Consider the following 26,792-nt stretch of genomic DNA (forward strand, 5'->3'; position numbering starts at 1 on the left):
TAAGATATTATCGGATTTATCACCGACCAAACCCTTATAATCCGGCAATTGCTCGGGGTTCAAGCCATAGCGCTCCTGCACGGCTTTTTTGTCATAAACCATAATTTCACTTACGCCTTTTTTCGGGGTCTCTACCTCCACTTTGCCGTCGTCAACCAGCTGAAGCGTATCAAGATCGCCGGTTAAAATTATAATCTTCAATTCTTTCTCCGTTTTAAAATGTTTTGCCAAAGCGGCAATCAAATCATCGGCTTCAAAGCCCGCCTGCTCAAAAGTTTTTATCCCGAATTTTTCAAAAACCTCATGGGCTTTGATAAGCTGAGAAATCAGCTCATCGGGCGCTTTCGGCCGATGGGCTTTATATTCCTTGAAAAGTTTTTTCCGAAAAGTCGGTTCCGGCCGGTCAAAAGCCGCGGTCCAATAATCCGGTTTCTGTTCCTTAAAAATTTTTATAAGAATGGATGATAACCCATAAAGAGCGCCGGTGGGCTCGCCTTCCGGAGAAGTGAACGGCGGCAAAGCGTGGAAAGACCGATGGATTAAAGAATTGGCGTCAATAAGTAATAGGGTTTTCATAATTTTTTGTAATTAAGTAATTACCGTAATTACAGTAATTACCTAAATTACCATTGTCTTGATATTTCTTTCATTCTCTTTTTTCCCATAATCAAACTTCAGCCAAATTACATTTTTCTTCGGCAGAATCTTTTTTATTTTTTCCGCCCATTCAATCAAAATAATATTTTGAGGATTATTGATTATTTCTTTAAACTCCAATTTCAACAGTTCTTTGGGTTTTTGAAACCGATAACAATCTATGTGATAAATATGGCGGTTTGGTAATTTGGTAATTTGGTAATTTTTTATCAGAACAAACGTGGGACTGGTGATTCGTTTTTTTACACCGATTGCTTTTAAAAATCCTTGGACGAAAGTGGTTTTCCCCGCGCCCAAATCGCCGGATAAACCAATAACCAAAGCCGAGTTTTTAGACGGCTTTTTCAGAACTTTTTTAGCCAAAAGTCCGGCAAATTTTTTGGTCTCGCTTGAGGAACAACTTGAAATTTTCATTTAAACGCCCAATCCCTTATTTTTGATTTTAAAATACTCATAAGCCGCCTGGGTGGCGACCCGACCGGCCGAAGTCCGGCTCAAAAAACCAAGAGTCATTAAATACGGCTCATAAACTTCTTCAATTGATCCCTCGTCTTCGCTTAAACTGGCCGCCAGGTTCTTCAAACCCACCGGGCCGCCGTTAAATTTCTCAATAATAGTATTTATAAGCCGCCGGTCGTAGGCCTCCAGCCCCATTTCATCAATTTCCAACATCGCCAAGGTCTTAACGGCCACCTCTTCGTCAATTTTCCCGTGAGAATAAACCTCGGTGAAATCCCGCGCTCTTTTCAAAAGCCGGTTAGCCACCCGGGGCGTGAAACGCGAAGCCCGCGCCAAAATTTTCAAAGCCGGCGTATCTAATTCCACTCCCAGTAACCGCGCCGAACGCTGGAGGATTTTTTCAACGTTTTCTAAATTATAATAGTCCAGCTTAAAAGTCGCTCCGAAACGGGAACGAAAAGGATTGGAAAGCAAACTGACTCTGACAGTTGCTCCCACTAAAGTGAAGGGCGGCAAATCCAGGGAAAAACTCCGGGCCGATGGGCCTTTGCCGATAATTAAATGAATCTTCCGGCTTTCCATCGCCGGATAAAAAATTTCTTCAATTAATTTATTAACGCGGTGAATTTCGTCAATAAAAAGAATATCGTTTGGCTCCAAATTGGTTAAAATCGCCACCAAGTCGCCGGCTTTTTCCAAAGCCGGACCGGTGGTGGTTTTGATATTCGTGCCCATTTCTTTAGCCAGTAAATTAGCCAAAGTGGTTTTACCCAAACCCGCCTGGCCGTAAAAAAGCAGGTGGTCGCAGACCTCGCCCCGCTTTCTGGCCGCATCCATAATCATTTTCAAATTCTTTTTGACATTTTCCTGACCGACATAATCAGACCAGCTTGTCGGCCGCAGAATCAAATCAATATTTTTATCCTCGTGATTATTTTTTTCTTTAGTCATGATATTTTTGGTAATTAAGTAATTATTGTAATTACGGCAATTGTTTAATTACTTATTTACCTGATTACTCAATTACTTTTTAAAAAACCAACGGCCCGGTCAATTTTTCCACCTCTTCAAAAGTGGTCAAGCCGGAAAGAACTTTAATAATGCCGTCCTGCTGCATGTTCACCATATCTTGTTCTTTGGTCAATTTTTGAAGGTCTAAATCCGTGACTTTTTCTGAAATCGCTCTCATCACTTCCGGGGTCATCAAGAACAATTCAAAAATACCAAGCCGCCCCTGATAACCCAAACCACCGCACCACTGACAGCCCTCGGCTTCAAAAATTTTTCCGCCAGAGGCGGATCCGCCTTGGGCGGAGAAATTATCAAAACTGCTTTTATCCACCCTTGCCGGCAATTGGCTGATAAATTTTTTAATTTTCTTGGCCAATAAATCATCAATTTTTGCCTCTTTTCTGCAAACCGGACAAAGTTTTCTGACCAAACGCTGAGCGATAATCAGATTAATGGAAGGCGAAATCACCGAGGGCTGAACGCCCAAGTCAATCAAGCGGGGAATAGCGCCCACTGCTTCGTTGGTGTGAAGCGTGGAGAAAACCAAATGACCGGTCAAAGCCGCGTGCATGGCGATCTGGGCGGTTTCCAAGTCGCGAATTTCGCCGACTAAAATAACATCCGGGTCCTGCCGCAAAATTGAACGCAGACCGTTGGAAAAATCATAACCGGCTTTAGGGTTAACCTGCGTCTGTTCAATTCCTTCAATATGATATTCTATCGGGTCTTCAATGGTAATAATTTTTATTTCCGGCTGATAAATTTTTTTGAGGAAAGCATAAAGAGTGGTAGTTTTACCCGAGCCGGTCGGGCCGGTATTGAGAATCATTCCATTGGGACGCTTTAATTCTTTTCCGATAATTTCCAAATCGTCTTTTCGCAAACCCAGTTTTGCAAAATCAACTTTTATAATAGCGGGGTCTAAAATCCTCAAAACAATGGTTTCGCCGAACTCCGAGGGAATAATTGAAGTCCTGATTTCAATATCCACATTTTCCAAACCGATGGTGAAACGGCCGTCCTGCGGCTGGTCATGAATATTTAATTTCATTTTTGAAAGAAGTTTTATCCGGGAAACCAGCGCCAAATAAACAGAGGAAGATAAATCATATAAATCATAAAGCAAACCGTCTATCCGCAGCCGCAGTTTGGCGTTGGCCCGGGCCGGTTCAAAATGAATATCCGAAGCCCGGCTGACGAAAGCGCCGGCTAAAATAATTTCCAAAATCTGGGAAATCTGCGGCTCTTTGAATTCCTGAAGCTGAATTTTAAATTTTTCAAGGTCGCTTATTTTTTTTGTTAATTCCTTTATTCTGTCGGAGGCAATTTCCACCTTGCCGGTGATTTCTTTAGCATCCGGAGTGACAAATTGATAAAAAGTCCAGGCGTAATTCAAACTTTCCTGGGAAACAATAAATATTTCCGGTTCATAGCCGTCAATTTTTAATTTGGCAATTATTTTTTTGGCTTCGGAAGTATTCGGGTCAAAAACCGCCAAACTTAATTGTTTTTTCTTTAAAAGAAACGCGGCCAATTTGGCTTCCTCCGCTTCTTTGTTGTTTATCAAACGCAGGGCTTTGGTCTGAACCGGCACGGTCGCCAAACTGATATAAGAATAATTTAATTTAGTCGCCCGGCGCTGGGCTTCCCGCTCCTGGGCTTCGTGGCGCTCTTTGGCCAATATTTCCCCTAAATTAGAATTTTTTTGTTCCCCGATCATTTTAATTATTATACTCCGACTCTTAATTAAATAAAAAGGGCAGAATTAACCTTGTTTTCTCGCCAATATATCTTATTTCGCCCTTAATATTGACAAACTTCTAAAAATATGTATTATTATAGATAGGCTCTATATTAAGTTCATTTACATAAACCAATAAAAACGGAGGTGGAAAATGAAAAAAACAGGTTTAATCCTTAGTTTCGTGTTTTTCGTATTAACGCTAAGCGGCTGCGCGATAACAATGGGGCGGCCTCAAAGTCCTTTAATAATAGATTTCAAACAACCCGAGATAACGTTTTGGGGAAATCCTAATCCTTACCCTTACTGGTATGGATATTACCCAAATACTTATGTCGTGCAAAAAACATTAATTTACAGAAACTATGGAAACTATCGTCCCCGCCACTATCCGCGCCACAGGAGATGACATCTCCGACAAAATCAATTTACCCCGACTCAATTTAACGAGTCGGGGTTTTTATTTTGAATAGATATTTTTGCGCTTTCGCTTAAAATTTATATAATTATGGCATGTCAGGACATTCTCACTCTAAAACCATAAAACACGAAAAAAATGCCACCGACCAAAACCGCGGCCGGTTGTTCTCAAAATTGCTTAATGCGGTGGCAATTGCCGCCCGAGAAGAACCCAATCCCCAATTCAATCCCCGGTTGCGGACCACTATTGAAAAAGCCCGCCAAAACAATGTTCCCCAGGAAAATATTGAACGGGCGGTCAAACGCGCTTCGGAAGATAAAACTCTGGAAGAATTGATTATCGGCGCCTATGGCCCGGAAGGAGTCGCGGTTTTAGTTGAGGCCATCACTGATAATAAAAACCGCACCATCCCTGAAATAAAAAAAATCCTCAGCGACCATGATGCTAAGTTTACCGAGCCGGAAAGCGTTCTTTGGGCTTTTGAAAACAAAGACGGTCAATGGCAAGCCAAATTCAAACAACCGGTTTCCGAGGAAAGTAAAAACAAAATAAACGAACTTATTGAGACGCTGGAAGAGCAAGATGATGTTCAAAAAATAATAACGAATAGTAATTGAGTAATTGGGTAATTACTGTAATTACGGTAATTACTTAATTACTAAAATTTTCTATGAAAATTTTAGGTATTGACCCCGGCAGTACTCGCATCGGTTACGGCTTAATTGATAAAAAGGGAAGTGATTTAAAATTTCTTAAAGCCGGCCTTTTAAAAATTTCATCTACAAACAAAAACCAGCGATTACTGGACTTGGAAAATTCATTTACTCAACTGCTTAAAAAAGAAAAACCTGACTTAGTCGCCTTGGAAAAACTTTATTTTGCCAAAAATCTAAAGACCGCCCTGGAAGTCAGCCAGTCGCGGGGAGTTTTGATTTTGATAATTTTAAAAAATAAACTGCCGCTGATTGAAATCTCTCCTTCCGAAGCCAAGCTGATAGTCGCCGGCGACGGCCGGGCCTCAAAAGAAGCCGTCGCTAAAATGGTTGGCCATTGTTTAAAAATTAATACCGCCAAACAAATTGATGATATTACCGACGCGCTCGCTTTAGCGATCGCCGCCGTCAATATTTACCGCAATTCCCTGCGGGGGTTGACCCCGTTAGAAGTCTAACTTAATCTGATGTAGCATAAAATAAATATTTAGATATAATTTAAGATTAATCCTAATAAATGCCAAGTATAAAAATTTAATAAACCCCGTTAGAAAGAGTAAGAATTTAAGTCTATCCGTCCTTTCCGAAAACAGAGCTATAAACTGAAAAACTTTCTAACGGGGGTTGACAGGCGCTAGTTTATTAATATAATGACCGCAAAGAATAAAGGTCGTTAAAATTTTAAAACATATGGCCGAAGATATTTGCCCGGAATGCGGCAACACATTAGCAAACAACTCCTGCCCTGTTTGCGGCTTTGAAAAAGAAACAGAGAAAGAAGAGCCAGTAGAAACCCAGGAGGCAGAATAATAAAAAAGAATCAGGGACCAAGCCCCGTAGGTACCTTCCAAGCAGGACTACGGGGTAAGTTTTATAAAATGATGCTTCCCTGCTTTTAAGATACTGGGTTTGTTGATAGAAATTTTTTGACGCCAATCTTTAACGGTTTGGCCGTCTAAAGAAACCGCCCCCTGCTCAATTAATCGCTGGGCATCGGAAAGAGATTTAGCTAAATCGCATTTAACTAACAACTCTTTGGCCCCGATTGAGCAAGGGGTTATTTTTATGGTTTTGATTTGACTTGGGGGTTCTCCCTCTCTAAAAACTTTGATAAATTCTTCCTGGGCTTGGCCGGCTGTTTTATCTCCGTGATAAAATTTAACGATTTCCCGGGCTAATCTCAATTTTTGGTCTCGGGGGTTAAGACTGGCAATCTCTTCTTGCGACACATCGGTAAGTAATTCAAAATATCTGCTCATAATCTTATCCGGGATAGACATAATTTTTCCAAACATTTTAAACGGATCTTCGGTCAAGCCAATATAATTATCGGAACTTTTACTCATTTTTTTTATCCCATCAATTCCCTCCAGTAAAGGCACCGTAATAATATCTTGCTCCGGCTGATTAAATTTCTGCTGGACTTTGCGGCCCATCAGCAGATTAAATTTTTGGTCTGTTCCTCCAATTTCCACGTCTGCCTTGAGTTCAACAGAGTCATAGCCCTGCAAAAGGGGATAAATCAACTCTAAAAGGCTTATATCGGCTTTCGCTTCTATTCGGCGCTGGAATTCTTCTCTTTCAATTAATTGGGCGTAAGTAAAACGGGAAGTAATTTTAACAACGAAATCCATTCCTTTTTTGGCATACCATTCGCTGTTGTAACGGATTTCAACTTTTTTTATATCTAAAATTTTAGCGGCCTGTTGGATATAATCCGCCATATTTTTTTGAACCTCGGCTTTCGTTAATGGTTTCCGGGCGTTGGCTCTGCCAGACGGATCGCCGATCATCGCCGTGAAATCGCCCACCAAAAGAATAACCTGGTGGCCTAAATCCTGAAATTGTTTTAATTTCAAAAGAGAAACACTATGGCCCAAATGAAAATCTGGTGAAGTCGGGTCAATGCCGAATTTTACTCTCAATTTCGCTCCGGATTTTAATTTCTCTTCTAAGTGTTTTTTTAGAATCACCTCTTCCACTCCTTTGGTCAGTAAATTTTTAACTTTGTCCTCTAATTTATCTTTCATTTTATTATTGTTATTATTAACAATAATAACACAACAAATGAAGCCAAAAAAGAAAAAAATTATAAAAATATTCGGTTTGACAACGCTGGTTGTTTTAGTTTTAGCGGCAACCGGTTTAATATACCTGTCTTCGCTGATAAAAAATTTACCAGTTTTAGACCAAATCAGCGACTACCAACTGGCCCAGTCAACTCAAATTTACGACCGGACAGGCAAAGTCCTGCTCTACGAAATCCACGGTCAGGAGAAAAGGACGGTCATTCCTTTTGAAGAAATCCCTGATTATGTCAAAAAAGCGACTATCGCTATTGAAGACCACGGTTTTTACAACCATCCTGCTTTTGACCTTAAAGCCATTGTCCGGGCCCTTTTTAATAATTTAATTCATGGCCAATCCAAGGGCGCATCCACTATTACCCAGCAATTAGCCAAAAATGCTTTCCTTTCGCCGGAAAAAACAATTCAAAGAAAAATAAAAGAACTCGCCTTGGCCATTGAGTTGGAGCGTTATTACGCCAAAGACGAAATTTTAACTTTTTATCTTAACCAAATCCCTTACGGCTCAAATATTTACGGCATTGAAGCCGCCGCCCAGGCCTATTTCGGCAAACCAGCCAAAGAACTTGACTTAGCCGAAGCCGCCGTTTTGGCCGCCGCGATCCAGGCGCCCAGTTATTATTCTCCCTGGGGTTCTCGTTTGGACGAACTTAAAAAACGCCAAGAACTTGTTTTGGACGAAATGTTAAAACAGGGTTTTATTGATGCCGGGCAAAAAGAACAAGCCATAAAAACCAAACTGGTTTTCGCCTCTCCGTCTCTTAGCGGCATTAAAGCCCCGCATTTTGTTATGGAAGTGAAAGAATATCTGGTCAACCGCTACGGAGAAGAAATGGTCCAAAAAGGCGGTTTAAAAGTTATCACGACACTTAATTACGAACTGCAGAAATCAGCGGAAACAGCGGTGACTGAAGGCGCCCAACGCAATGATACTCTCTATAAGGGAAAGAACGCCGCCTTGGTGGCTCAAGACGCTAAAACAGGCCAAATTTTAGCGCTGGTTGGCTCTCGCAACTATTATGATATTGAGAACGAGGGCAACTTTAATGTCGCTACCCAGGGCCTGCGCCAGCCCGGTTCCGCGCTCAAGCCCTTCGTTTATCTGACCGCTTTTGAAAGGGGGTATACTCCGGACACGATATTATTTGATGTGCCTACTGAATTTACCGCCAACAATCCACTCTGTCCCGCGATAGTTGATTTCAACAATGAGAATCCGGTTTGTTTTCATCCTCGTAATTTCGATAAACAATTCCGTGGTCCGGTTGATTTAAAAAATGCCCTAGCTCAATCAATCAACATACCTGCGGTCAAGATGCTTTACCTGTCCGGTTTGGATAATGTTGTAAAAACTCTTCACAATTTCGGCATCACCACCTTGACCGATCCCCGGCGTTACGGCTTATCGCTGGTTTTAGGCGGCGGCGAAGTCAAGCTTATAGATTTAGTTGAGGCCTATTCCGTTTTAAGCCAGGAAGGGATCAAACATCCCCAGACCATAATTTTGGAAGTTAAAGACAGTAATGGAAAAATTCTGGAAGAATATCAAGACCGAAGTACAAAAATCGTTGATCCGCTTTATCCGCAATTAATAAACAATATTCTTTCCGACAAGGATTTGCGCCAGCCGCTTTTTTCTTCCAGTTTGAATCTCACGGTTTTCCCAGACCAGGAAGTCGCCTTGAAAACGGGAACCAGCAACAACTTCCACGATGCCTGGGCTTTGGGCTACACCCCCTCTTTTGTGGTCGGGGTTTGGGCCGGAAATAATAATAATGCCCCGATGCAACAGCAAGCCGGCAGTATTCTGGCTGCCGTTCCTATCTGGCACGCTTTTATGGAAGAGATTTTAAAAAATGCGACCACTACCGAAACCTTCACCCGGCCGTATTCGATTTCAGCCGAAAAACCCATTCTCCGCGGCGAAGCCGTTATTAACTATCAAGTCAATGGCGTGGAATATCCTCAAATTCATGACATTCTTTATTATATAGACAAAAACAACCCCCAAGGGCCAATCCCTCAAAACCCCCAAGACGATCCGCAATTTCAAAACTGGGAAGAAGAATTAATGGAATGGTTGAAACAGAATCTTCCGGATTTCAGCCGTTATAATCAAACGCCGCCGGGGTTAACCCAGAATTCCAATACCGGACAAAATTCCAAACTGGAAATTGCCGCCTTTTCGCCTAATAATGGGGATTTCGTGAAAGACGCGATAAATATTAAGGCCACAATAAAATCAGATGTTAATCTGGATAAAATTGAACTCTATTTTAATAATCAATTAATTGACCGCAAAAGTCCGGGGTCTCTTGGAGTATATGAATACCAATACCAAATTGCCAATCAAAAATTTGATCTCCAAAATTCTCTTAAAATAAAAGTCAGTGATGTTTACGGAAATTCCGCCGAAAAAGAAGTAATAGTTTTTCAATTACTGTAATTACGGTAATTACGGTAATTACGGTAATTTTAAGCCCTGATCGGCATCAGAATATAAAACCAATTTTTGTCAGCCGGAGACTTAACCACCGCCGGTTGATTGTCATTATTGAATCCCAGGATAATTTCTTTGTCCTCCAATGATTTCAGCCCGTCAAGCAAATACCGGCCATTAAATGAAATATCCAGATTATGCCCGTTAATTTTAGCCGGCAATAAATAATGGTTTTCCCCCACGGCGCTATCGGCGGAATAAATTTCCAAAAATTTTTTATTTTCTCCGATTTTTAATTTTATCTCGTTGACCCTGCCGGAAAAAATACTGGTCAATTTTAAAGCATTCACTAATTCGCTTTTATTAATCACTAATTCGCTTTTAAGCTCCTGAGGGATAATGCTTTGATAATCGGGAAATTTTCCTTCTATCAACCGCGAAATAATTTCCAATTCCCCTGTTTTGAAAAGTATCTGGTTTTGGTTTATAGAAATATCCAATTCGCTGTCATTAGGGACTGTTTTTAAAATCTCTTGAAGAGTTTTTAGGGGAATTATAATTTCAAACCCTTCTTCAAAATTACTTTTAAATTGGTCGGCGGAAATAATTTTCTCCGATAATCTAAAACTATCCGTGCCGGTCAATTTTAGATAATCAAGCTGATAACTAAATAAACACCCGTTGATTTCCGGCCGAATTTCAGAATACTGAATACTATTAATAATTTTTAATAAGGCTGATTTAAAAATCCCTGAATTTATTTTTATAAATTTATCAGTGTGGTTGATCTTTGGAATAATCGGAAAATCCTCGGGATTCAACCCTTGAATAGTCGCTTCGTAATTATCGGTTTTTATTAATAAATTAAAATCTTTATTTTCTAAGGTAATTCTCTCAGTTGTTAAATTATTGACGATATTGGAAAAAATATTTAAAGGGACCGTTATTAAGCCGCCTTCTATGATTTTCCCGGGCGCCCGATAATTAACCGCTAATTCCAAATTAGTGCCCGAAAAATTAATTTTATTATCCTCGCTCTTAATGAGAATATTTTTTAAAATCGGCAAATTTAAGTTATCCCCAATTGCGCCCTCAATAGAACGCAATGCTTCTTTTAAATTATTATTTAATATAATTAATCTCATAATAGTAGTAGTGTTGGTTTAATTTGTGGAAATATTATTTTTTTTGTTTCTAAATATAGATTTTTACTTAAAATAACTTGTGGAAATTTATTGGAAAACCGGGGATAAAATAAATTATTTTTTTCCGCCCGCCGGCGGATATATTTTTTTATCCTCTTTTTATTAAGTTAATATTAACAATAAATTCACAACTTATCCAGATATTAAACAGATTTATTTATTAATTCTTTTATTAAAATTATCTTTTGGTTTAAAACCGGATTTTGGTTAATTTCTTTGGAAATTTTTTCGCAGGCGTGAATAACAGTGGTGTGGTCTCTTTTCCCGAGTTTTTCTCCGATAAAAGGATAGGAGGCGTTAAGCATTTCCCGAAGCAGGTACATGGCAATCTGGCGCGGTTCAACTACCTCTTTCTTTTTACATTTGGCGATTAAATCGGGTAGTGAGATTTCAAAAAATTCAGCTACGGTTTTAACTACGTCATTGGGGTTGATGTTCTTTGTATTAACCCGCACCACTTCATTAATAATTTCTTCCAGTTTCTGGCCGTCAATTTTCTCTTTCCTGACATCCTCTAAAAAAACAACCTTATTTAAAACTCCTTCTAATTCCCGAATGTTCTTTTTAACCTTACTGGCTATTAATTCCAGGGTTTTGTCGTCTATTTGCCATCCATTTTCCTGGGATTTTGCCCTTAAAATGGCTAATCTGGTCTCATAATCGGGATAGCTGATATCAGCTATCATTCCGCCCTCAAAACGCGAGCGCAATCGTTCTTCAATAGTGGGGATGGCGGCCGGCGGGCGGTCTGAGGACATTATTATCTGTTTGTTGTTCTCATATAAAGCATTAAACGTATGGAAAAATTCTTCTTCGGTTCTTTCTTTGCCGCCGATAAATTGAATATCGTCAATTATTAAAACATCAACATCCCGATATTTTCTTTTAATATCGTCCATTTTTTTATTGCGAATCGCCCAAATAACATCATTGACGAATTTTTCCGAAGTGACATAAAAAACTTTTACTTTATTTTTATAAATACTTTTAATTTCATTGCCGACTGCCTGGAGAAGGTGGGTTTTGCCCAAGCCAACGCCGCCGTAAATAAAAAGAGGATTGTATTTTTTGCCAACATCTTTCATCACCGCCATCATCGCGGCATAAGCCAATTCATTGGAAGAGCCGACAATAAAAGATTTCAAGGTATAGCGGGGGTTGAGATTTGATTCCGGGTCAATTTTTAATTCAATCAGTGGTCTTTGATTGTCGGTTTCAATAATAGCTTCCGAATCAATCCCCTTCTTGATTTTTATCAAATTTTTTTGAGGCTGGCTTTCAACAGTGTATTCAACAACCCTGATAGAACTGTCTAAATTTCTTAATGACCCTAAAATTAATTTATGATAACGGTTTTTTACCCACTCTTTCGCAAAATTATTCGGCAGTCCGACTAATACCGTGCCGTCGCCTTCTTTTTTATCAATAAGACGACTGTTCTTTAGCCAAGTGAGAAAATCCGGCCGCGAAAGTTGGATTTCGATTTCTCCTAAAACGCCTTGCCAGAGATCGTTAAGGTTTATGTCAGTCATTGTTTTCATTTTAAACTATAAAATCCACAAAGCAAGATTGCAAAAAAATACCTTTTGTGATTTACTTGTTGATAAGTTGGGGATAAGTGTTAAAATTAAACAAAATGTCAGTTACCTATCAGCCAAAAAAGAAAAAAAGAAGCAGATCTCACGGGTTTCTGAAAAGAAAGCGAACTGTTGGAGGCCGACGAACGATAACCAGGCGCCGACAAAAAAATCGGAAAAAATTAACGGTTTAATTCATTATGTTTAATAAGCTGCTCTACCAGCCGATTCTTGAGTTTTTGATATTTATTTATAAATTTATCGCTTTTCATGATTTGGGCTTGGCTATTATTTTATTGACAATCTTCATAAGATTGTTGCTTTTGCCGTTTTTTTATCACGGGGCGAAGGAACAGACAAAAATTCAAAGATTGCAGCCCTTGGTTAAGAAAATCCAGGAAGACCACAAACACGACAAAGAAAAACAAACTCAGGCCTTAATGGCGCTTTATAAAGAACACAGTATCAATCCCTTCTCCAGTATTTTGCTTTTGATTATTCAATTGCCGATTTTAATCGCTCTTTATCGGGTTTTTCTAACCGGACTTTCCAATACCATTTTTGATAGTCATAATTTTTTGGGGTTAATTAATTTAAACCAAAAAAGTTTATTGATAACGGTTTTGGCGGTTTTGGCGCAATATCTGCAGGGACGAATGATGTTGCCGAAAAATACCGGTCAGGCCACAGGTGCTGACAAAACCAGCCAGGCAATGCTATTATATATCGGACCGGCGCTGACTCTTATTATCTTGACCAATCTTCCGTCTGCTCTCGGTCTTTATTGGTTGGTTTCTTCTGTTTTTTCTTTGGGTCAGCAAATTTTTATTAATAAAAATTTAGAAAAACATGGAACAATTATCGGAGAAAATAAAAAAACTGCTTGAGTTGATGGGAGCGGAGGATTTTGAAATCAATTTTAATGAACCGTCTAAAAGATTTTCAATCACCACCAATGACCAGTTAATCGCTGAGAATTTGCAGGGTTTTCTGGAGGATTTTGAATATATGATTAATCTGATCTCCCAGAAAGAAAACCAGCAAAAAGTGTGGCTGGATGTGAATAATTACCGCCGGGAGCGTGAACGATTAATCGCTGAATTAGCCAAAGCCGCCGCCCACAAAGCGATTATTAATAAGGAAGAAATTCAATTGCCGCCGATGAACGCTTATGAGCGCCGGCTGGTCCATTTAGAGATTGTCAATCATCCCGATTTAAAAACCGAGAGTGTCGGTGAGGGAAAAGAGAGGCACGTAATAATTAAACCGATAGAATTACAGCAATTACAGCAATTACAGTAATTACGGTAATTGCTGTAATTACTCAACTTCCAAAGAATATAATTGATTATCGTAGCGATTGATGAAAAGAATTTGATCGCCGAGAATTTTTAAATCAGAGGCATCGATTATTTTCCCTTCGGTAGGGGCGAAAATCAGTTCCGGGGCGACTAAGTTATTTAAGTTAAATTTATAAAGCGCGTCTATAGTGTAAATTGATTTTTGAAGATAATCATCCGGCCAGTTTATTTTGGGATTAGCTGAGGTGAAAAGAAAGCAATAAAGAGAATCTGATTTTAAAACGCATTTATCCGGCAGAACCATTATTGAAAAATTATTTATTGTTTGCCCGGTCCAATTTATTAAACTGCTTTTTTGGTTTTGGAATTTCAGGCCCGAATCTTCTTTCAGCCATTTAATCATCAAACCGGTTCCCGGCGGGACAATTTCGGTAAAAGTTGTCTTAGTCGGCTTGGCAAAATTAAGACGCCAAGCCGAACCCATTACTGAATTAGACGGTTTGCCGGTAAAAATTATCTCATCCGGTATCAGCCAATTCATTTTTAAATCTTGAAGAGAAAAGTTTTTGACAATTGTTGTTGAGGACTTCGCTTTTTGCTTGGGATCGCTTGATAAATACTTGGCCAAATCAAGAATAATTAAATCGGTCTGGTTATTTTGGTTTATGATAGCGGCTAATCTTTTTCCTTCAGGCGACCAGGCCACAGATTTAATCTCCAAAGGCAGAGGCGACCAGGTACTGCTCGCTAAATCAAAAATACTGAATTGCGGTTGGCGAGAATCGCCGAAAGCGGCAATGACTTTTTGGCTGTCAGGCGACGGCAAGGCGAAATTGAGATTAGTAATTGTTTGTTCCGAGAGATAAGTATTTTGAGGAGCGCCGATTTTGGCGATTTTCCCTTCAGGAGTAATATAAAAAATTTCTTGGCTCGTGGAGGCCGTCCAATAGTCAAAAACCGGTTCCTGGGAAACAATTTTTAGTTGGCTTGCCGCTTGTTGCGCGCTTGTTGATTCTGTTTCCGGTTTAGCGGTGATAATCGGTGAAGCTGCTCGGCTTATAAAATAGTAAATAACCCAGCCAAGCGCTAGAACTCCGACTACCCCTATGATGATTGCTAAAATTTTGCGCATATTATCTTAAAGATTAAGAATTAAAAGCTCAGATAATAATTATTTATTTAGGTGTTTTAGAAATACAAATTTTTCCTGATCCTTTTGCAGAATTTCCTTGGCAAGCATCCGTCTCGATACTAGGACCATACATAAGTTCCCATCCCTCTTTTTTCAATTCGTTAAATTCTTTTTCAGTAACCCAAGTATATTGAATTTCGCCTACTCTTGTTACTTCTGTTTCGCCTATTTTGTTTCCCAAAGAATCTCTAAGGGGTATCTTTTCGGTTCCTCCCACTGTTTCAAGAACCCCTGGTTTGACCTCTTTTAAATATTCCGGTAATTTATATTCCGGCAGTTTTATAATTTCAATATTAGGGTCGGTTAAACTGACTAATTTGGGGTCAATGGTGTAAAGAATCAGATAAGCGCCAAAAAGCAGGGCAATGCCCCAAAGCGCTTGGAAAATGCGGTCAGCGGCATCTTTCTGGGTAGTAGCGTTGCCGGCTGAAACAATGTATTGAATAGCGCCGAAAATTATCATTCCAAAGGCCAGCGCCCCGGAGATCATCAAAGCGAATTGGTAAAAACGGGCGATGTAGGCCGCCGGACTTTGGGCTGTCTGCTCGGCGGTCGGGCAGGTTCCGCCGGCTATCGGCGAACAAGGAAATTGATATTTTAATTCAGCCGCAAAAACAGGCGTAGAAAGTAGAAAATAGAAAGTAGAAAATAGAAAAATAGAAGCGAAAATTATAGATTTGTATTTATTGCTGGACATTTAAATTAATTTCTTTAGACCCTAATTCCAAATCATTTTTCAAATTTTGAGCGGTAATCTTGATATTGATGTTTTGGTTTGAAGGAATAGGCGGAGTTAGCGTCAGTCCTAAGAGATTATCTCCTTTGTTTGCGAATGTCTGGCCGTTTACCAGCCAAGTAAATAGTAGTTCTCCTAAATTATTTATATTAAAGAAATAAGGAATGGCTTGGAAATCATTTTTTTTACCCAAGGGAATGGAATTATTTGCCGGAGAAGGGGTTTGAATAACGATTTTGGGATTGGCGATCGGAATATCAGCCGTGCCGTCATATTCTTGCTGATTATAATTGACCGCGGCCCGGACAAAATGAGAATTAGTCGCGCCTTTAGTCGCGGTAAAATTTATTTGTTTTAAACCCTGACCTCGCCCCAATAATTTTCCGTCAAGATACCAGAAAATGTCGGCTTTTGATAAATCTTGGATTTTATTTGTTATTACCAATTCCAAACCGAGTTTAATATTGGTGCCGGACGCGGGCAAAATTTTTCCTTGATATTCCGCCGGAACAAAACTTTGAGCCTGCCAGGTGATTAAAACTTGGGAAGCGGTTTGAGCGGTTGCGGACAAGACAGAAAGTAAAAAGCAAAAACTTGAAAGTATAAAAAGAAATAAAATTTTATTTTTTAAATTCATAATTTGAGTTTCAATTACTTAATTACCCAATTACTTAATTACTGTTTAGTAATTTTTTCGGTAGCGGCCCCTATTTTACCACTAGCAACTGCCGCTACTTGTGTTATTTTGGGGTGGTTAGCTAAATAAATTGTCACATTCAAACTGACGGTTTTCCCGAAAGGAAGGTCAAGCCCTAAGAAATTAGCCGCCCCATCCAACAAACTGCCGCTTAAATACCACAACCCCTTTATTCCTTTCATTATAAGCCAAAACTGAATAATTAGCCAAGTGAACCCGGCCACAATCCATTTTACTACTAAAAGAATTTGTCCGAGCACCGGTATGGCTACCAAAAGAGTTGCCGCTAATTCAAACAAATCCGCCGGGATCACAATCATATTCATCAGAATTATTTCCACTAAACCAATTTTTGGGCTTTCCTCCATTTTTCTTAATTACTAATTACTTTTATCCCTCAGCTTCTTTCTTTTCTAAAATTTGCTCCGGGTTGGTGGTAATCATTTGGTCTTCGGTGTAAGAAGCGACCACTTTTAAGGCGGCGTGTTTTTGGCCGGCGAAAAACAAACCTTCGCCTACCGCCGCTTCCAGAAGAAAAGTTTTTTCCACGTCTGTCAGACCGAAAGTTTTAGCGACCAAATCAATAGTGGCTGGCGCTTGTTTCATCAAAAATTGAAGCGAAGAGTTGTTGATAATCGGCCGGCCGTAAGGAGAGCCCAGAAAATCTTCCACATCTTGGGTGATAGTCGTCACGCCCAAATAATATTTTCTCGCTCTTTTGGCTAAGCCGAAAAGGAAAGAAGCGCTGTCGGCGTATTTCATCATCCACCAGGCCTCGTCAATGACCACGATTCTCTTTTTAAGTTCGGTTCGGATGAGATTCCAGAGAAAATTAAGAATGATGTACATTGCAATCGGCCGCAGTTCGTCTTCCAGATCGCGGATGGAAAAAACTACCAGGCGGTTTTTGATATTGACGTTGGTCGGCTGATTGGTGAAGCCGGCGTAAGAACCGCGGGTGAATTTTTCCAGACGTTTTGCCAAGCCGGACCCGCCCTCGGTATTTTCCAGAATCGTCTGGAGATCTTCCATTAAAGGCGGCTGGGCTTGGGAAAAATCTTTTTCCGGAGTGATGTCGCGGGAAGCGTAGGTTTCCAAAATCGTCCGGTCCAATATCGCGTCTTCTTCCGGGCTGACTTCGCCAAGCATTAATTTAACCAAACCAACGAGATTAAGAACGTGCGACTTGAATACTTCCGCCGGTTCTTCGTCCTGAGGAATAACAGGGATATCAAAAGGGTTGATATGACTGGCTGAGGTTAGGGAAATTTTGAAATAACTGCCGCCGATGGTATCCGCCAGGTTTTGGTATTCGTTTTCCGGGTCAATAATAATAACGTCCGTTCCCATCATCATTGAACGCAGGACTTCCAGTTTGGCAAAATAACTTTTTCCGGCGCCGGCTTTGGCAAAAACGGTGAAATTCGCGTTTTCCAAAGAAAACCGGTCAAAAATCACCAGACTGTTATTACTTAGATTGACGCCGTAAAGAATACCTTCATCTGAAGTCAGATCCGCCGAAATAAACGGAAAAATAGAAGAAGCGGGTCCGGAATTAAGCGGCGTGCGAATCGCTATTTTGTCCGCGCCTAAAGGCAAAACCGAAGAGAAGGCCTCCGGCTGCTGGAAAAGCGCGGGCTTGATATAAACCAGTTTGCTTTCCAAAAGTGAGACAATGAGATTTTCCAAACGCGCCAATTCTTTGGGGTCGCTTCCGTAGATAGTAATATAAATTCCAACTTCAAAAAGTTTTTCCTGGGCTTGCTGGAGCGCGTCCCGAAGATTTTCCACGTCTTGGTAAGCGGTTTCAAGCATCGGGTCGCGGACCAGTCCTTTTTCTTCCCGTACCATTATTTGAGCTTGAATTTGAGCGGTTTTTTTTCGGAGATTTCGCAAGGCCAAAGCCGTATCAATGGGATGGATATGAACGGCGATATCAAGAACTTCCGCTAAATTAATTATCGGCGAGAACCAGCCGCTGGTTAAATAGCGGGGGTAAGTGAAAAGGAAAAAAGTTTTGACATATTTTTCTCCGAGCTTAAGATAGCCGGCGTTAACTTCCAAACCCGCCGGGGCGATGATGTCTTTGATGTCTTTCCCTGAAGCCGTATAACCTTTTGGAATTTCTATTTTTTTAGGCATTTTCTTTGGTTATTTTCAATTCTCCCCTTTCAACTAATTGGGGGTTATAAAGATTGTAAACAAGCTCAATGGATTCTTCGGTGCCGAGCGGAATCGCCCGCAAACCGATTTGCTGAAGGCCGGCAACCACTTGGTCAGTTCTCTGGCTAAGTTGCTGGAGATTTTGCTGGAGATTTTCGGTTTGAGCGGCCTGGTTTTGGGAAGCCGAAGTTTTTTCCTGCCTGTCGGCAGGCAGGGCTTTTTTAATAAAACTAATTACGCCTTTGGCGGCTTTCGGCAAATAAACCGGGTCATAAGGGACTACCACAAAAAAAGTTTTATCCATAATGGCGTTATTCGCCACAAATGATTTTATAAATTCCAGGTATTCGGCAATCTGGGTTTTCAATAATTCATTGGATTCCTGCGAATGGCGTTCCTGGAGTTTTGAAAGATAGGATTCAATATTCAGGCGGCGGGAATGAATGAAAATCTGGATTGAAAAGTCCAGGGCATTCAAGAGATTTTGATAACCGTAAGTCATCAAGTCCTGTTCTTGTTCTGATTTTAAATCAAAATTCACTCCGCTTACCATTAACAACTGGCGCAAAGCGCCGTTTTTAAGAAAAATTACGCCGTCGCGGATTTCCTGAAGTTCCACGAATTCCTGGGTTGATAATGTTTTGGGCATTTATTTAATTATAAATTTTTAATTATCTATAGTCCACTCTTTTCGCCGCTTGTTTTTCACCGGTGGATTTTCGGAAAATTTGATAGCGTTCTTGAACGTTTCGCATGGCGGATTTTTCTCCGGGCAGAGGCAAACGGCTGGTTAAAATTTTTTGGCCGAGGGATTTGATTTTTTGCTGGAAGCTCAGTTCTTTTTTAATTTCTTCAATTTGCTTCGCTTCTTCTGGCAAAATTATTTCTTCTTTTTCAATTTCTCTTTTCCAAAAATAAACTCGCGGCCGCCAGTAATAAAATAGAGCGGAAAAAAGGATTTTGGTCAGTGATTGGCCGTTGATTTCTATCAAAGCCAGCGCGCTGGCCGCTCCGAGTAAAATAATACTGGCCATAAACCAAAGCCAAAATTGAAAAATAAAAAACATAAGAAAACTCAACCCGCATGCTGCGGCGATATAAAAAAATTGCTGGAGGGTTAAAGGTCCGACAATTCTTTCTTTAACTTCGTAATATTGAGGAACTTGAAACTGCATAAATTACAGTAATTACAGTAATTACTGTAATTGTTTATTATTCTTTAGATTAATAGTGTTTCCTTCCAGTTTCACTTCGTTTGGATTTTTGTTTTCTCTTGCCACGCTAAAAGAATCAAGATTAATGACCGGCGGCGCCGATGGCGTTATTGGTTTTGGCAGTTCCGGTTTTATAATAGGCGTCTCAATTTTCTGAGGCGCGATTTCTTTTTGGGGTTGTTCTCTTTGTTTTCCAAAAGGATCGCCTTGAGTTTTACCGAAGGGAGTGGGGATATCCACTTCTCGGTAATGAATTATTCTCTGTTTCGGGGCTTCGGTTTTGGCAACGACTGGTTCTTTTTTCTCTTCGATTTTTTGGCCGAAAGTTTCCAATTCCACTTTAATCGGCGATTCCGGCGTTTTAGAGCTTTCTTTTTTAAACCAACCCATAGTCGGCATCGTTGTTTTCTTTTTTTCGGTAAACGCTTTGGTTTCGGTTTCCTGATGGATGATAAACGGCTGTTCGGCGGAAATTGGCTTCGGAGAAATAACCGGTTCAATTTTCGGCGGCTGGATTTCGGTTTTGGGCAATTGCGCGGCTTTCGGCAGGTCGGTTATCTCAATGGGTTTGGTTGTAGCTTCTGGTCTGAGGCCTGACGGTTTAAACTCAATTTCTTTTTCAACTTTCGTTTCCGGTTCGGATTTGATTGTTGGTTTTATTTCCGTCATCGCGCTAGCCGGGCTATAAACTTTTTCTAAATCTGTTCTAAGCGGGGCAAAAATTTTTCTATTAATTTCATGGCTGATAGGATTAACAATTTGAGGATTCAAATTGAGGGCTTCCTGGATTTCCCGAGCCAGGTCATCGGGATGAAGAAACCCGAAAATTACATCGCCGACTATCATCGCCATAGTAGAAATTTTTTCCTCAGACAGATGATTAAGGGTGCCGATTTGCCAAACAATATTGGCATTAATTTCAGAGAACAAAGCCTCTCTCAGGTTATCCGGTAAAGTATCCCATCTTTCTAAAACTTGTTGTCGTGAGATTTGAAGCATAAATACAAATTATTAGTTATTAAGTTGTAGGTGGCGGAGTCGCTGACCCCGAAGGTGTTATTTCTTCGGCGAATAATCGCTTCCCTAATGTTTTTTTATAAACCGCTCTTGCTTGCGCGCCTAATTTCCTCATTGCCTCGTCTTTGTTTTTTTCCATAAATGATATTTCTTTTTCGATAAGCGACTTATAATTATCAACAGTTCCTTCTTTAATGTGCGGCATAACCCTGCCAAACGCTCCGGGGGTCTTTCGGGCGAAAGCGCCAATTAACTGTTTTTGAATATTTTGAAGCTTAGAATCGGTTGTCGTTTTAAAAATTTCATTCCATTGCCCTTTCGCGTAATCTTTGGGATCAAGCGATTTAAGAAATTCGTCCGTAGCAGCCACTAATTCGTCGTTTGTTTTCGCGGACACCATTCCCACGCTACGCCCGATAGCTTTTGTTATATTTCCAAAATTAAGCCCTGTGGTTTTGAAATCTTTTTCAACATTAGCCATAGTTGCTCCATTGGAGAAGTATTTTGATATTGTTTCCGTGCTTAAATCTTTTTTCTTGGCTAATTCTTCAAGAATAACAGCTCGTTTTATGCCGGTCGCAGCTTGAGCTTCAATGTTTAACCTCTGAGGTGACAGCCCCGCGACTTGTTTCCTATATTGTTCGGCGGGCACCCGTTCCGCTTGAGCGCCCAAACGATTAATGCCTTGGCCAACCCATTTCGCCGGAGCGAATTTTGAATTGGCTAAATTCCTGGTCCAGCCTTTGACTTTCTCGGATCCGGTTACTTTCCCAACACCTTCCCAAGCTTTTCTGCCGGCGAATCCTTTGATCCCCTTGCCAGCCGCCGACGCCACATTCAAAAAGGTTTTTGCCCCGCCGATTCCCATTTTGTCGGAGATTATCAATCCGAACATCAAAAATCCGCCCACTATAACTAAATTAATAACACTGCCGGCAAAATCTTTCATCGGAGTGCCGCCAAATCCCATAAGGTCGTTTAGCTTTCCAACGCCTTGAGCGTCAAGAGATATTCCGCCGGTGAATGTTTTGTAGTTGTTGGCGAGATAAACCGCCAGATAAAAGAAAAATGAAGCAACGGGAGCGAATATGATCCATTTTATGAAATTTTTCCACCACTCTTTCCACATAGATTCGGTTGAAGGTAAAATCATGGAAAGGCAAGCTAAAGGGACCAAAACCAAAAGCACGCTCAAATTAAGATATCTTAATATAAACATCGCCGCCACCGCTATCAGGCACAATGCTACCAAAAGAGTGAAAACAACCGCGAAAACAAGGCCGGCAATTATTTTTACCGCTCCGCTGAAAGTGAGGATATTTGCTGCAAAATCGGCGGCGTCTTTCACGCCCAGAAATTGTCCGACATTAAAAGCCGCGGCAAGAGACGTTCCTAACCCCCCCACTCCCGCGCCGGTAATGTTTGAAATAAAATACTTGGTCAGCATATTGGAAAAATCAATAAAAACGCCGGCGAACATTAAACTGAAGTTGACCAAAAGCGCCACCGCGATTAATTTCCCCAAAGTGCTTTTGGCTTCGTATTGCTGCATCCGGAGAATGGTAGCGATGGCGATGATAATAATGAATAAAACAAAACCTAGATTCGCCAGGTCCCTCGTGATTTTCCAGCCGACGTCAATAATGGGGTTTTGGATAACCGCGAAATTCAAACTGAGAGCAAAATTACTCAAAAATCCGCCTATCTGAACGGCAATACTGGCTATACTGCCGGCAATAAGACTGATTCCTATAATTGTTAAAGACAATGGCACTGCCGCAATGCCACCGACCACATCTAATCCTGTTAAAACAGGGTTAGAAGAAGAATTAGAAGTTGCCGCTGGCGAATCGGCCGCGTAAATTTTCCCCGTATTTCCAATCAATAAAAACATAATCAGGCCTAAAGTGACAATCGCCAATATTTTTTGTTTTTTGTTCATTTTATGGAGTCGTGACTATACAGAGAGATAAGCGGGATTGAATTGATGAAAGCTCGGCTTGCTTGTTTTTGGATTCGTCTTCGCTGGCTTTTTTGGTTGTTTCCGGGCCCGGGGCAATTTCTAAAATAAGGGACTGATATTTTGTCAGAAAATCATTATAGTGCTGGGTCAAAAGAGCCATTTCCCGGTCTCGGAAATCAGCGGAAATATTAACAGCTTCAGTTATGCCGGCTTGATTTTCATTAACAATGATTTGATAATTAGCAACTTCATTTGTCAAACGAGTAATTTCGTTTTGAGCGCTGGTTATGTCGCTGTCAGAAACCGGCGGCTGGCAGTTACGCGTTTTTAACGCATTTAAGTTCGTAACTATTTGCTGTTCGGAAGAAAGAGAGGATTTTTTATTGGCTAAAATTGCATTGAAATAAGCAAGGAATGCCTGATAATCACTTTTTATCCGGTCTCTTTCTTGCCTTTTCGCCAAAAGAGCGGGGTCATAATTTCCATAAGGATTATAATTGCCGGAGGCGGAACTCTGGGGCGTGGTGCTCGGTTTCATTAAACTTAAACCCTCTGTAAAAAGACGATTGATGGTGGCGTTGACCAGGGCCGCTACCCAAGATTGGATATTCTGAGCCCATTGATAATCAGATGTAACGGCTTGAGCGGCTAACGCGCCGACAGTATCGCCTGGAGTAACAATTTCTTCTTTAATACACTTTATTGTCCCATCGGGTAACTGGGTTGAAGCTAAACATCTTTTAACCGATAAAAATCCCTTACCGGCTATGGCTTCGTTTTGAGCCGCTTCTTTGGCTTTGGCGCCCTGGATCATTGCTTCATCCATCGTCATATACAAAGAACCGTAATAATTATTTTCCGGCCACCAGGATTGTTCGTAAGCTATCCAACTGCCATTTCGGAAGTCGTCGTAGAAATTTTGAATATTGGCGACAATATCGTCAAGGGTGCAGGAAATCCGGTTTTGAAATCTTTGCACCGGCAACAAACTTATTCTGACTTGCAAGCCGAAGGGCTTACAGAGAAAATTCAAATTGCTGTTATTGATAACTTCGCCCACCCCCGTGTTAAAAGCGTCGCCTAAAAATGTGTCCCAATTGGTGACGTATCTTGGCTGGCCGCCGCCCTGAATCCAGTTCACGGTTTCGTCAACAAGCCAGTCCAAGATCATTTTAGCAACGACATCGCGGACGCAATTTTTGGATTTCATAAGAGCGTCGGAGGTTTGTTGTTTGGAAATTTCGCTCGGCAGATTCACTACCGTTGTGGGCACGGTGAGCATTAAGACGCTTGTTGCCAATTCTGTGACATCCTCCACTTTATGAATAATTTTAGATGCCAGTCCGGCGACGAAGTTTTCCAGTTGAATTCCCAAAAAACAGCTTACCCCCGCGCCTATGGCTTGGCCAACGGCTTCTCCTGGCGTGCTTGCTCCCGCTTGAGCCGCCGCTTTAGGCGTAAAAACATTGCCCAAGCCGCCGAAAATAAGCGAAGAAATGGTTATTGTTAGAATAATTTTTTTAAAAAATAAAGATTTCATTTAAGATCCGATTTCTTTTATTTTTTCTCCTAAAATGGTTTGAATTTTTTCACCGCTACTAACCAAGCTATCCATGGCTTCTAAAGCCAAACCTCCCTTAGGTGGGTCAGTGGGATAATAAGCCATTGCCCGATAGACAACCGCCGAGTTTTTGGCGTAAACAATCATCATTTTATGGATATCAACCCAATCCGCCGGGACCGTCAGATTCAAGTATTGGTCAGCCAAGTTTTTATAAATACCGGCTAAACGATTAGCTGAAGAAGGATCGATTTTTTGGTAAGTATCAACTATTACTTGTAAATAATTTTCGTTAAAGTCGCCAAAAGTTATTTTATTGATTTCTCCGATGGCTTTTAAGTATCGGGTTTTGGCTTCTTTTGAAATCTCCGATGAAATTTTTAAGTCAGCATTATTTACGGTTGATACTAATTTGAAATCTGATAAGCTGTCATTAATAACTTTATTTACTAAATTTTCCGATGCCGTGTTTATATCAGGAGACAGGGTTCTTTTTTCCTGGTTTACGAGATTATTATTTTGGATTTCCTCAAAAAGATTTTCCCCTAAGGCTTTTACGGTGTTATTTTTTTCGTCAAAATTATAAGGAGTTCTTGGTTCTGGCGTTGGAAGAGAAGTTAATTTAATTTCTGGCGAATTTTCGTTAGGAATAGATTGTTTTTTTGGAGTGGTAACGAAATAAGCCCCGGTTAAAAATGCGATTACTACCAAAATTATAAGCCCTGATTTTAGGGTTTTCATTAATTTAATTATAACAAATTCTATGATATTATTGTACCATAGAATATGGTTAAACAATCTTTCACCTGCTTATTTTTAGGGATTGTTTTTTTATCTTTTGTTTTTTGGGCTAAACCAGCCGAAGCTATTTTGGGTTTCGGGGGGAGGATATTGGAGATTACGCTTTGCGATGAAGGAGAATTAATCACTATTGGGCCTCCGCGACCAGGATTGTTTTTATTGACGCCCGGCAGTCTGATTTTTTCTTGGTATCAAATAAGAAAGGGGCCTTGGGCTTTTGGCGCTTATGTTCCGGGCGGGATTTGCACTATTTTGGGCTTCCCCGTCGCCTTTCCTTTGGGCACGATAACCATTATCGGGACCTCACTTTTTTAATCTTATTGTTATAGCGCAAGCCACTGTCTTGTGTTTGCCAATCTTTTTATCTGCTCAATCGTTAAATCCTGCGGCCGGTCGCCGGGATTAATTCTTAATTTCTCCAAGATTTTTATAATTTCATTTTTTGATTTTCCCGTTCCTTCTAAATTATTAACAATCGTTTTTCTCGGTTGCTTGAAAAGAATTTTTATTAATTTATAGTAGTCTTCGGCACTATCACGCGTGATAGTGCCGAAGGGTGTTAATTTTATGACCGCGCTATCCACTTCCGGCCGGGGCTTAAAATCAGTTTTGGGAATATAATCAATAATTTTCGGTTCGGCCCAGAACTGGACGCTGGCCGCCAGGAGATTCATTTGCGGTGGCAGAGCGCAAATCCTTTCCGCCACTTCTTTTTGGACAGTCAAAACGACAAGCGAGGGTTTATTTTCCAACTCGCCGATGATTCGCAATAGATGGCCGGTGATATAATAAGGAATATTGCCGGCAATCTTATAATTCTCATTTTTTAGTTTATTATTTTCAGCAAGTTTTGGGATGATTTTTAAGGCATCGCCTTCAATAATCTCAATGTTTTTATCTAATTTGAATTTTTTTTGGAGAAATCGGACAAGTTCTCCGTCTTTTTCAATCGCAATTATTTGAAATTTGTCTCCCTTCGGGAGATGTCCCGCAGGGACAGAAATTATAACTTCTCTCCCCTCAGGGGGTCTCCTGCAGATAGAGAAGTTATCTGACAAAAGCAGAGTCAATTCTCCGCGCCCCGGTCCGATTTCAATAATCGTCTCGCCGGAGTTTGGGCTTAAAACCTCAATAATTTCCTCTAGTTTCTTTTTATTGATTAAAAAATGTTGCCCTAATCTCTGTTTGCTCATATTTTGTTTATTAGTTGCTCGTTTTTGCTATAACAATTTTTAGACGACCGCATTGTTTTTGTTATAGAAGTTCTTTTTCGTCGTCTATTTCACCTACCGTAATCAATTTGATGTTTTGATACAAATTGCGATTTATAAGTTCTTCAAAAAGATCCTCTGCGAGGGGCTGCTTGCCTATAAAAACACTTTTTTGTAAAAGTTTATACTCAAGATTGGCAAGCCGGCTCCGGAGCCAGTTGCGGTCTTTGCGTCTTTTTTCGGGAATATCAAACATTATTATCCGCCATTTATTGTCCCAGGGGATTTTTTTGTTTTCTTCTTGGTATCTTTTAATAAAATTCAGGCCTTTTAATGTTGGGAGATAACTACCTTTTTTATTTTCCACTAGCCCTTTCTTCTGAAGGCGCCATAAAATAGTTCGCGCGCTATTTTCTTTCAGTTCTTTCATTTCTCTGTAATAATCCCAAAAAGATTTTCCTTTTAATCCTTTTTCCATTGCTCCGGCCATTCCCATTCTTGGATGTTTAAGCTCCAATAAGTCAATTAAAGTTGAAGCGCCGCGTTCAGCCAGGCCTAAAAGCAGCGCCATACCGGCTGAACTTATTTTTGTCGGCAAACCTAATCTTTTTTCTGTTGGCATTTT

Annotated in this window: 27 protein-coding genes; 7 read left to right on the forward strand and 20 right to left on the reverse strand. The window is 40.4% G+C overall.

The features are described from left to right. The 4 genes from Q8N22_01990 to Q8N22_02005 form a co-directional block, all read right to left on the reverse strand. A partial coding sequence (locus Q8N22_01990) for a DNA polymerase I (protein ID MDP3052710.1) occupies positions 1-576 on the reverse strand: 576 nt, incomplete at its 3' end. Between the two features lie 42 nt (positions 577-618). Continuing rightward, the gene (tsaE, locus tag Q8N22_01995) at positions 619-1,071 is read right to left on the reverse strand and encodes a tRNA (adenosine(37)-N6)-threonylcarbamoyltransferase complex ATPase subunit type 1 TsaE (protein MDP3052711.1); all 453 of its coding nucleotides are present in this window, start codon (positions 1,069-1,071) and stop codon (positions 619-621) included. After that, the gene (gene ruvB / locus Q8N22_02000; protein ID MDP3052712.1) at positions 1,072-2,067 is read right to left on the reverse strand and encodes a Holliday junction branch migration DNA helicase RuvB; all 996 of its coding nucleotides are present in this window, start codon (positions 2,065-2,067) and stop codon (positions 1,072-1,074) included. It lies immediately after the preceding gene. A 79-nt stretch (positions 2,068-2,146) separates the two neighbouring features. Further along, positions 2,147-3,847, reverse strand: coding sequence for a GspE/PulE family protein (locus Q8N22_02005; GenBank protein MDP3052713.1), 1,701 nt, complete (start codon positions 3,845-3,847; stop codon positions 2,147-2,149). 534 nt (positions 3,848-4,381) lie between these two features. Between Q8N22_02005 and Q8N22_02010 the strand changes: the two genes are divergently transcribed. Both Q8N22_02010 and ruvC read left to right on the forward strand, forming a co-directional pair. Continuing rightward, positions 4,382-4,906 carry a YebC/PmpR family DNA-binding transcriptional regulator gene (locus tag Q8N22_02010; protein MDP3052714.1) on the forward strand — a complete coding sequence of 175 codons (525 nt, stop codon included), beginning with the start codon at positions 4,382-4,384 and terminating at the stop codon, positions 4,904-4,906. 53 nt (positions 4,907-4,959) lie between these two features. Beyond that, the gene (ruvC, locus tag Q8N22_02015) at positions 4,960-5,460 is read left to right on the forward strand and encodes a crossover junction endodeoxyribonuclease RuvC (GenBank protein ID MDP3052715.1); all 501 of its coding nucleotides are present in this window, start codon (positions 4,960-4,962) and stop codon (positions 5,458-5,460) included. Positions 5,461-5,859: 399 nt separating this feature from the next. Here ruvC and tyrS read toward each other — a convergent pair whose 3' ends face one another. Then, complete coding sequence (gene tyrS, locus Q8N22_02020) at positions 5,860-7,032, reverse strand: tyrosine--tRNA ligase (GenBank protein ID MDP3052716.1); 1,173 nt, start codon at positions 7,030-7,032, stop codon at positions 5,860-5,862. A 37-nt stretch (positions 7,033-7,069) separates the two neighbouring features. Between tyrS and Q8N22_02025 the strand changes: the two genes are divergently transcribed. Further along, the gene (locus Q8N22_02025; protein MDP3052717.1) at positions 7,070-9,535 is read left to right on the forward strand and encodes a PBP1A family penicillin-binding protein; all 2,466 of its coding nucleotides are present in this window, start codon (positions 7,070-7,072) and stop codon (positions 9,533-9,535) included. Positions 9,536-9,564: 29 nt separating this feature from the next. Here Q8N22_02025 and dnaN read toward each other — a convergent pair whose 3' ends face one another. Both dnaN and dnaA read right to left on the reverse strand, forming a co-directional pair. After that, on the reverse strand, positions 9,565-10,674 hold the full coding sequence (gene dnaN / locus Q8N22_02030) for a DNA polymerase III subunit beta (GenBank protein ID MDP3052718.1): 1,110 nt from the start codon (positions 10,672-10,674) through the stop codon (positions 9,565-9,567). A gap of 203 nt (positions 10,675-10,877) precedes the next feature. Then, the gene (gene dnaA, locus Q8N22_02035; GenBank protein ID MDP3052719.1) at positions 10,878-12,266 is read right to left on the reverse strand and encodes a chromosomal replication initiator protein DnaA; all 1,389 of its coding nucleotides are present in this window, start codon (positions 12,264-12,266) and stop codon (positions 10,878-10,880) included. A 104-nt stretch (positions 12,267-12,370) separates the two neighbouring features. Here dnaA and rpmH point away from each other — a divergent pair, with 104 nt between their 5' ends. Genes rpmH through Q8N22_02050 form a run of 3 tightly spaced genes read left to right on the forward strand, consistent with a single transcriptional unit; the run spans position 12,371 to position 13,613 of the window. Next, positions 12,371-12,505, forward strand: coding sequence for a 50S ribosomal protein L34 (gene rpmH, locus Q8N22_02040; GenBank protein MDP3052720.1), 135 nt, complete (start codon positions 12,371-12,373; stop codon positions 12,503-12,505). Between the two features lie 6 nt (positions 12,506-12,511). Beyond that, positions 12,512-13,198, forward strand: coding sequence for a YidC/Oxa1 family membrane protein insertase (locus tag Q8N22_02045; protein ID MDP3052721.1), 687 nt, complete (start codon positions 12,512-12,514; stop codon positions 13,196-13,198). Further along, complete coding sequence (locus tag Q8N22_02050; GenBank protein MDP3052722.1) at positions 13,161-13,613, forward strand: R3H domain-containing nucleic acid-binding protein; 453 nt, start codon at positions 13,161-13,163, stop codon at positions 13,611-13,613. Before Q8N22_02045 ends, Q8N22_02050 begins: the two co-directional genes overlap by 38 nt. A gap of 18 nt (positions 13,614-13,631) precedes the next feature. Here Q8N22_02050 and Q8N22_02055 read toward each other — a convergent pair whose 3' ends face one another. Genes Q8N22_02055 through Q8N22_02105 form a run of 11 tightly spaced genes read right to left on the reverse strand, consistent with a single transcriptional unit; the run spans position 13,632 to position 24,896 of the window. After that, positions 13,632-14,744 (reverse strand): hypothetical protein, encoded by a 1,113-nt coding sequence (locus tag Q8N22_02055; GenBank protein ID MDP3052723.1) that lies wholly within the window; start codon positions 14,742-14,744, stop codon positions 13,632-13,634. 43 nt (positions 14,745-14,787) lie between these two features. Then, a complete protein-coding gene (locus Q8N22_02060) occupies positions 14,788-15,501 on the reverse strand; it encodes a hypothetical protein (protein ID MDP3052724.1) in 714 nt (237 codons plus the stop codon). Continuing rightward, positions 15,488-16,177: a hypothetical protein gene (locus tag Q8N22_02065; GenBank protein ID MDP3052725.1), complete on the reverse strand. Its 690-nt coding sequence runs from the start codon at positions 16,175-16,177 to the stop codon at positions 15,488-15,490. Before Q8N22_02065 ends, Q8N22_02060 begins: the two co-directional genes overlap by 14 nt. Positions 16,178-16,215: 38 nt before the next feature. After that, positions 16,216-16,605, reverse strand: a complete 390-nt coding sequence (locus Q8N22_02070; GenBank protein ID MDP3052726.1) for a hypothetical protein — start codon at positions 16,603-16,605, stop codon at positions 16,216-16,218. Between the two features lie 22 nt (positions 16,606-16,627). Continuing rightward, the gene (locus tag Q8N22_02075; GenBank protein MDP3052727.1) at positions 16,628-18,379 is read right to left on the reverse strand and encodes an ATP-binding protein; all 1,752 of its coding nucleotides are present in this window, start codon (positions 18,377-18,379) and stop codon (positions 16,628-16,630) included. Further along, positions 18,372-19,049, reverse strand: coding sequence for a hypothetical protein (locus Q8N22_02080; protein MDP3052728.1), 678 nt, complete (start codon positions 19,047-19,049; stop codon positions 18,372-18,374). The genes Q8N22_02075 and Q8N22_02080 overlap by 8 nt, the downstream gene beginning before the upstream one ends. 22 nt (positions 19,050-19,071) lie before the next feature. Further along, a complete protein-coding gene (locus Q8N22_02085) occupies positions 19,072-19,575 on the reverse strand; it encodes a PrgI family protein (protein ID MDP3052729.1) in 504 nt (167 codons plus the stop codon). Positions 19,576-19,596: 21 nt separating this feature from the next. Further along, positions 19,597-20,613, reverse strand: a complete 1,017-nt coding sequence (locus tag Q8N22_02090; GenBank protein MDP3052730.1) for a hypothetical protein — start codon at positions 20,611-20,613, stop codon at positions 19,597-19,599. A 19-nt stretch (positions 20,614-20,632) separates the two neighbouring features. Continuing rightward, positions 20,633-22,573 (reverse strand): hypothetical protein, encoded by a 1,941-nt coding sequence (locus tag Q8N22_02095; protein ID MDP3052731.1) that lies wholly within the window; start codon positions 22,571-22,573, stop codon positions 20,633-20,635. Position 22,574: 1 nt separating this feature from the next. Further along, positions 22,575-24,134: a hypothetical protein gene (locus Q8N22_02100; protein MDP3052732.1), complete on the reverse strand. Its 1,560-nt coding sequence runs from the start codon at positions 24,132-24,134 to the stop codon at positions 22,575-22,577. Then, positions 24,135-24,896: a hypothetical protein gene (locus Q8N22_02105; GenBank protein ID MDP3052733.1), complete on the reverse strand. Its 762-nt coding sequence runs from the start codon at positions 24,894-24,896 to the stop codon at positions 24,135-24,137. A 45-nt stretch (positions 24,897-24,941) separates the two neighbouring features. Between Q8N22_02105 and Q8N22_02110 the strand changes: the two genes are divergently transcribed. Beyond that, a complete protein-coding gene (locus tag Q8N22_02110) occupies positions 24,942-25,271 on the forward strand; it encodes a hypothetical protein (protein MDP3052734.1) in 330 nt (109 codons plus the stop codon). An 8-nt stretch (positions 25,272-25,279) separates the two neighbouring features. Here Q8N22_02110 and Q8N22_02115 read toward each other — a convergent pair whose 3' ends face one another. After that, entirely contained in the window at positions 25,280-26,149 is an 870-nt protein-coding gene (locus tag Q8N22_02115; protein ID MDP3052735.1) for an rRNA adenine dimethyltransferase family protein, read from the reverse strand. A 61-nt stretch (positions 26,150-26,210) separates the two neighbouring features. Then, positions 26,211-26,789 carry a hypothetical protein gene (locus Q8N22_02120; protein MDP3052736.1) on the reverse strand — a complete coding sequence of 193 codons (579 nt, stop codon included), beginning with the start codon at positions 26,787-26,789 and terminating at the stop codon, positions 26,211-26,213. Positions 26,790-26,792: the final 3 nt, after the last annotated feature.

The organism is bacterium (assembly GCA_030693325.1).
Taxonomy (GTDB): Bacteria; Patescibacteriota; Minisyncoccia; order UBA6257; family MFKM01; genus MFKM01.

Excerpts from the sequence above, each read along its gene's own strand:
- Q8N22_02115 (MDP3052735.1), bottom strand. The coding sequence starts at position 26,149 with ATGAGCAAACAGAGATTAGGGCAACATTTTTTAATCAATAAAAAGAAA.
- Q8N22_02025 (MDP3052717.1), top strand. The coding sequence starts at position 7,070 with ATGAAGCCAAAAAAGAAAAAAATTATAAAAATATTCGGTTTGACAACG.
- Q8N22_02065 (MDP3052725.1), bottom strand. The coding sequence starts at position 16,177 with ATGAATTTAAAAAATAAAATTTTATTTCTTTTTATACTTTCAAGTTTT.
- Q8N22_02110 (MDP3052734.1), top strand. The coding sequence starts at position 24,942 with ATGGTTAAACAATCTTTCACCTGCTTATTTTTAGGGATTGTTTTTTTA.
- Q8N22_02075 (MDP3052727.1), bottom strand. The coding sequence starts at position 18,379 with ATGCCTAAAAAAATAGAAATTCCAAAAGGTTATACGGCTTCAGGGAAA.
- Q8N22_02050 (MDP3052722.1), top strand. The coding sequence starts at position 13,161 with ATGGAACAATTATCGGAGAAAATAAAAAAACTGCTTGAGTTGATGGGA.
- ruvC (MDP3052715.1), top strand. The coding sequence starts at position 4,960 with ATGAAAATTTTAGGTATTGACCCCGGCAGTACTCGCATCGGTTACGGC.
- Q8N22_02060 (MDP3052724.1), bottom strand. The coding sequence starts at position 15,501 with ATGTCCAGCAATAAATACAAATCTATAATTTTCGCTTCTATTTTTCTA.
- Q8N22_02070 (MDP3052726.1), bottom strand. The coding sequence starts at position 16,605 with ATGGAGGAAAGCCCAAAAATTGGTTTAGTGGAAATAATTCTGATGAAT.
- Q8N22_02105 (MDP3052733.1), bottom strand. The coding sequence starts at position 24,896 with ATGAAAACCCTAAAATCAGGGCTTATAATTTTGGTAGTAATCGCATTT.
- tsaE (MDP3052711.1), bottom strand. The coding sequence starts at position 1,071 with ATGAAAATTTCAAGTTGTTCCTCAAGCGAGACCAAAAAATTTGCCGGA.
- dnaN (MDP3052718.1), bottom strand. The coding sequence starts at position 10,674 with ATGAGATTAATTATATTAAATAATAATTTAAAAGAAGCATTGCGTTCT.
- Q8N22_02010 (MDP3052714.1), top strand. The coding sequence starts at position 4,382 with ATGTCAGGACATTCTCACTCTAAAACCATAAAACACGAAAAAAATGCC.
- rpmH (MDP3052720.1), top strand. The coding sequence starts at position 12,371 with ATGTCAGTTACCTATCAGCCAAAAAAGAAAAAAAGAAGCAGATCTCAC.
- ruvB (MDP3052712.1), bottom strand. The coding sequence starts at position 2,067 with ATGACTAAAGAAAAAAATAATCACGAGGATAAAAATATTGATTTGATT.
- Q8N22_02095 (MDP3052731.1), bottom strand. The coding sequence starts at position 22,573 with ATGAACAAAAAACAAAAAATATTGGCGATTGTCACTTTAGGCCTGATT.
- Q8N22_02080 (MDP3052728.1), bottom strand. The coding sequence starts at position 19,049 with ATGCCCAAAACATTATCAACCCAGGAATTCGTGGAACTTCAGGAAATC.
- Q8N22_02045 (MDP3052721.1), top strand. The coding sequence starts at position 12,512 with ATGTTTAATAAGCTGCTCTACCAGCCGATTCTTGAGTTTTTGATATTT.
- Q8N22_02005 (MDP3052713.1), bottom strand. The coding sequence starts at position 3,847 with ATGATCGGGGAACAAAAAAATTCTAATTTAGGGGAAATATTGGCCAAA.
- Q8N22_02120 (MDP3052736.1), bottom strand. The coding sequence starts at position 26,789 with ATGCCAACAGAAAAAAGATTAGGTTTGCCGACAAAAATAAGTTCAGCC.
- Q8N22_02055 (MDP3052723.1), bottom strand. The coding sequence starts at position 14,744 with ATGCGCAAAATTTTAGCAATCATCATAGGGGTAGTCGGAGTTCTAGCG.
- Q8N22_02085 (MDP3052729.1), bottom strand. The coding sequence starts at position 19,575 with ATGCAGTTTCAAGTTCCTCAATATTACGAAGTTAAAGAAAGAATTGTC.
- tyrS (MDP3052716.1), bottom strand. The coding sequence starts at position 7,032 with ATGAAAGATAAATTAGAGGACAAAGTTAAAAATTTACTGACCAAAGGA.
- Q8N22_02090 (MDP3052730.1), bottom strand. The coding sequence starts at position 20,613 with ATGCTTCAAATCTCACGACAACAAGTTTTAGAAAGATGGGATACTTTA.
- dnaA (MDP3052719.1), bottom strand. The coding sequence starts at position 12,266 with ATGACTGACATAAACCTTAACGATCTCTGGCAAGGCGTTTTAGGAGAA.
- Q8N22_02100 (MDP3052732.1), bottom strand. The coding sequence starts at position 24,134 with ATGAAATCTTTATTTTTTAAAAAAATTATTCTAACAATAACCATTTCT.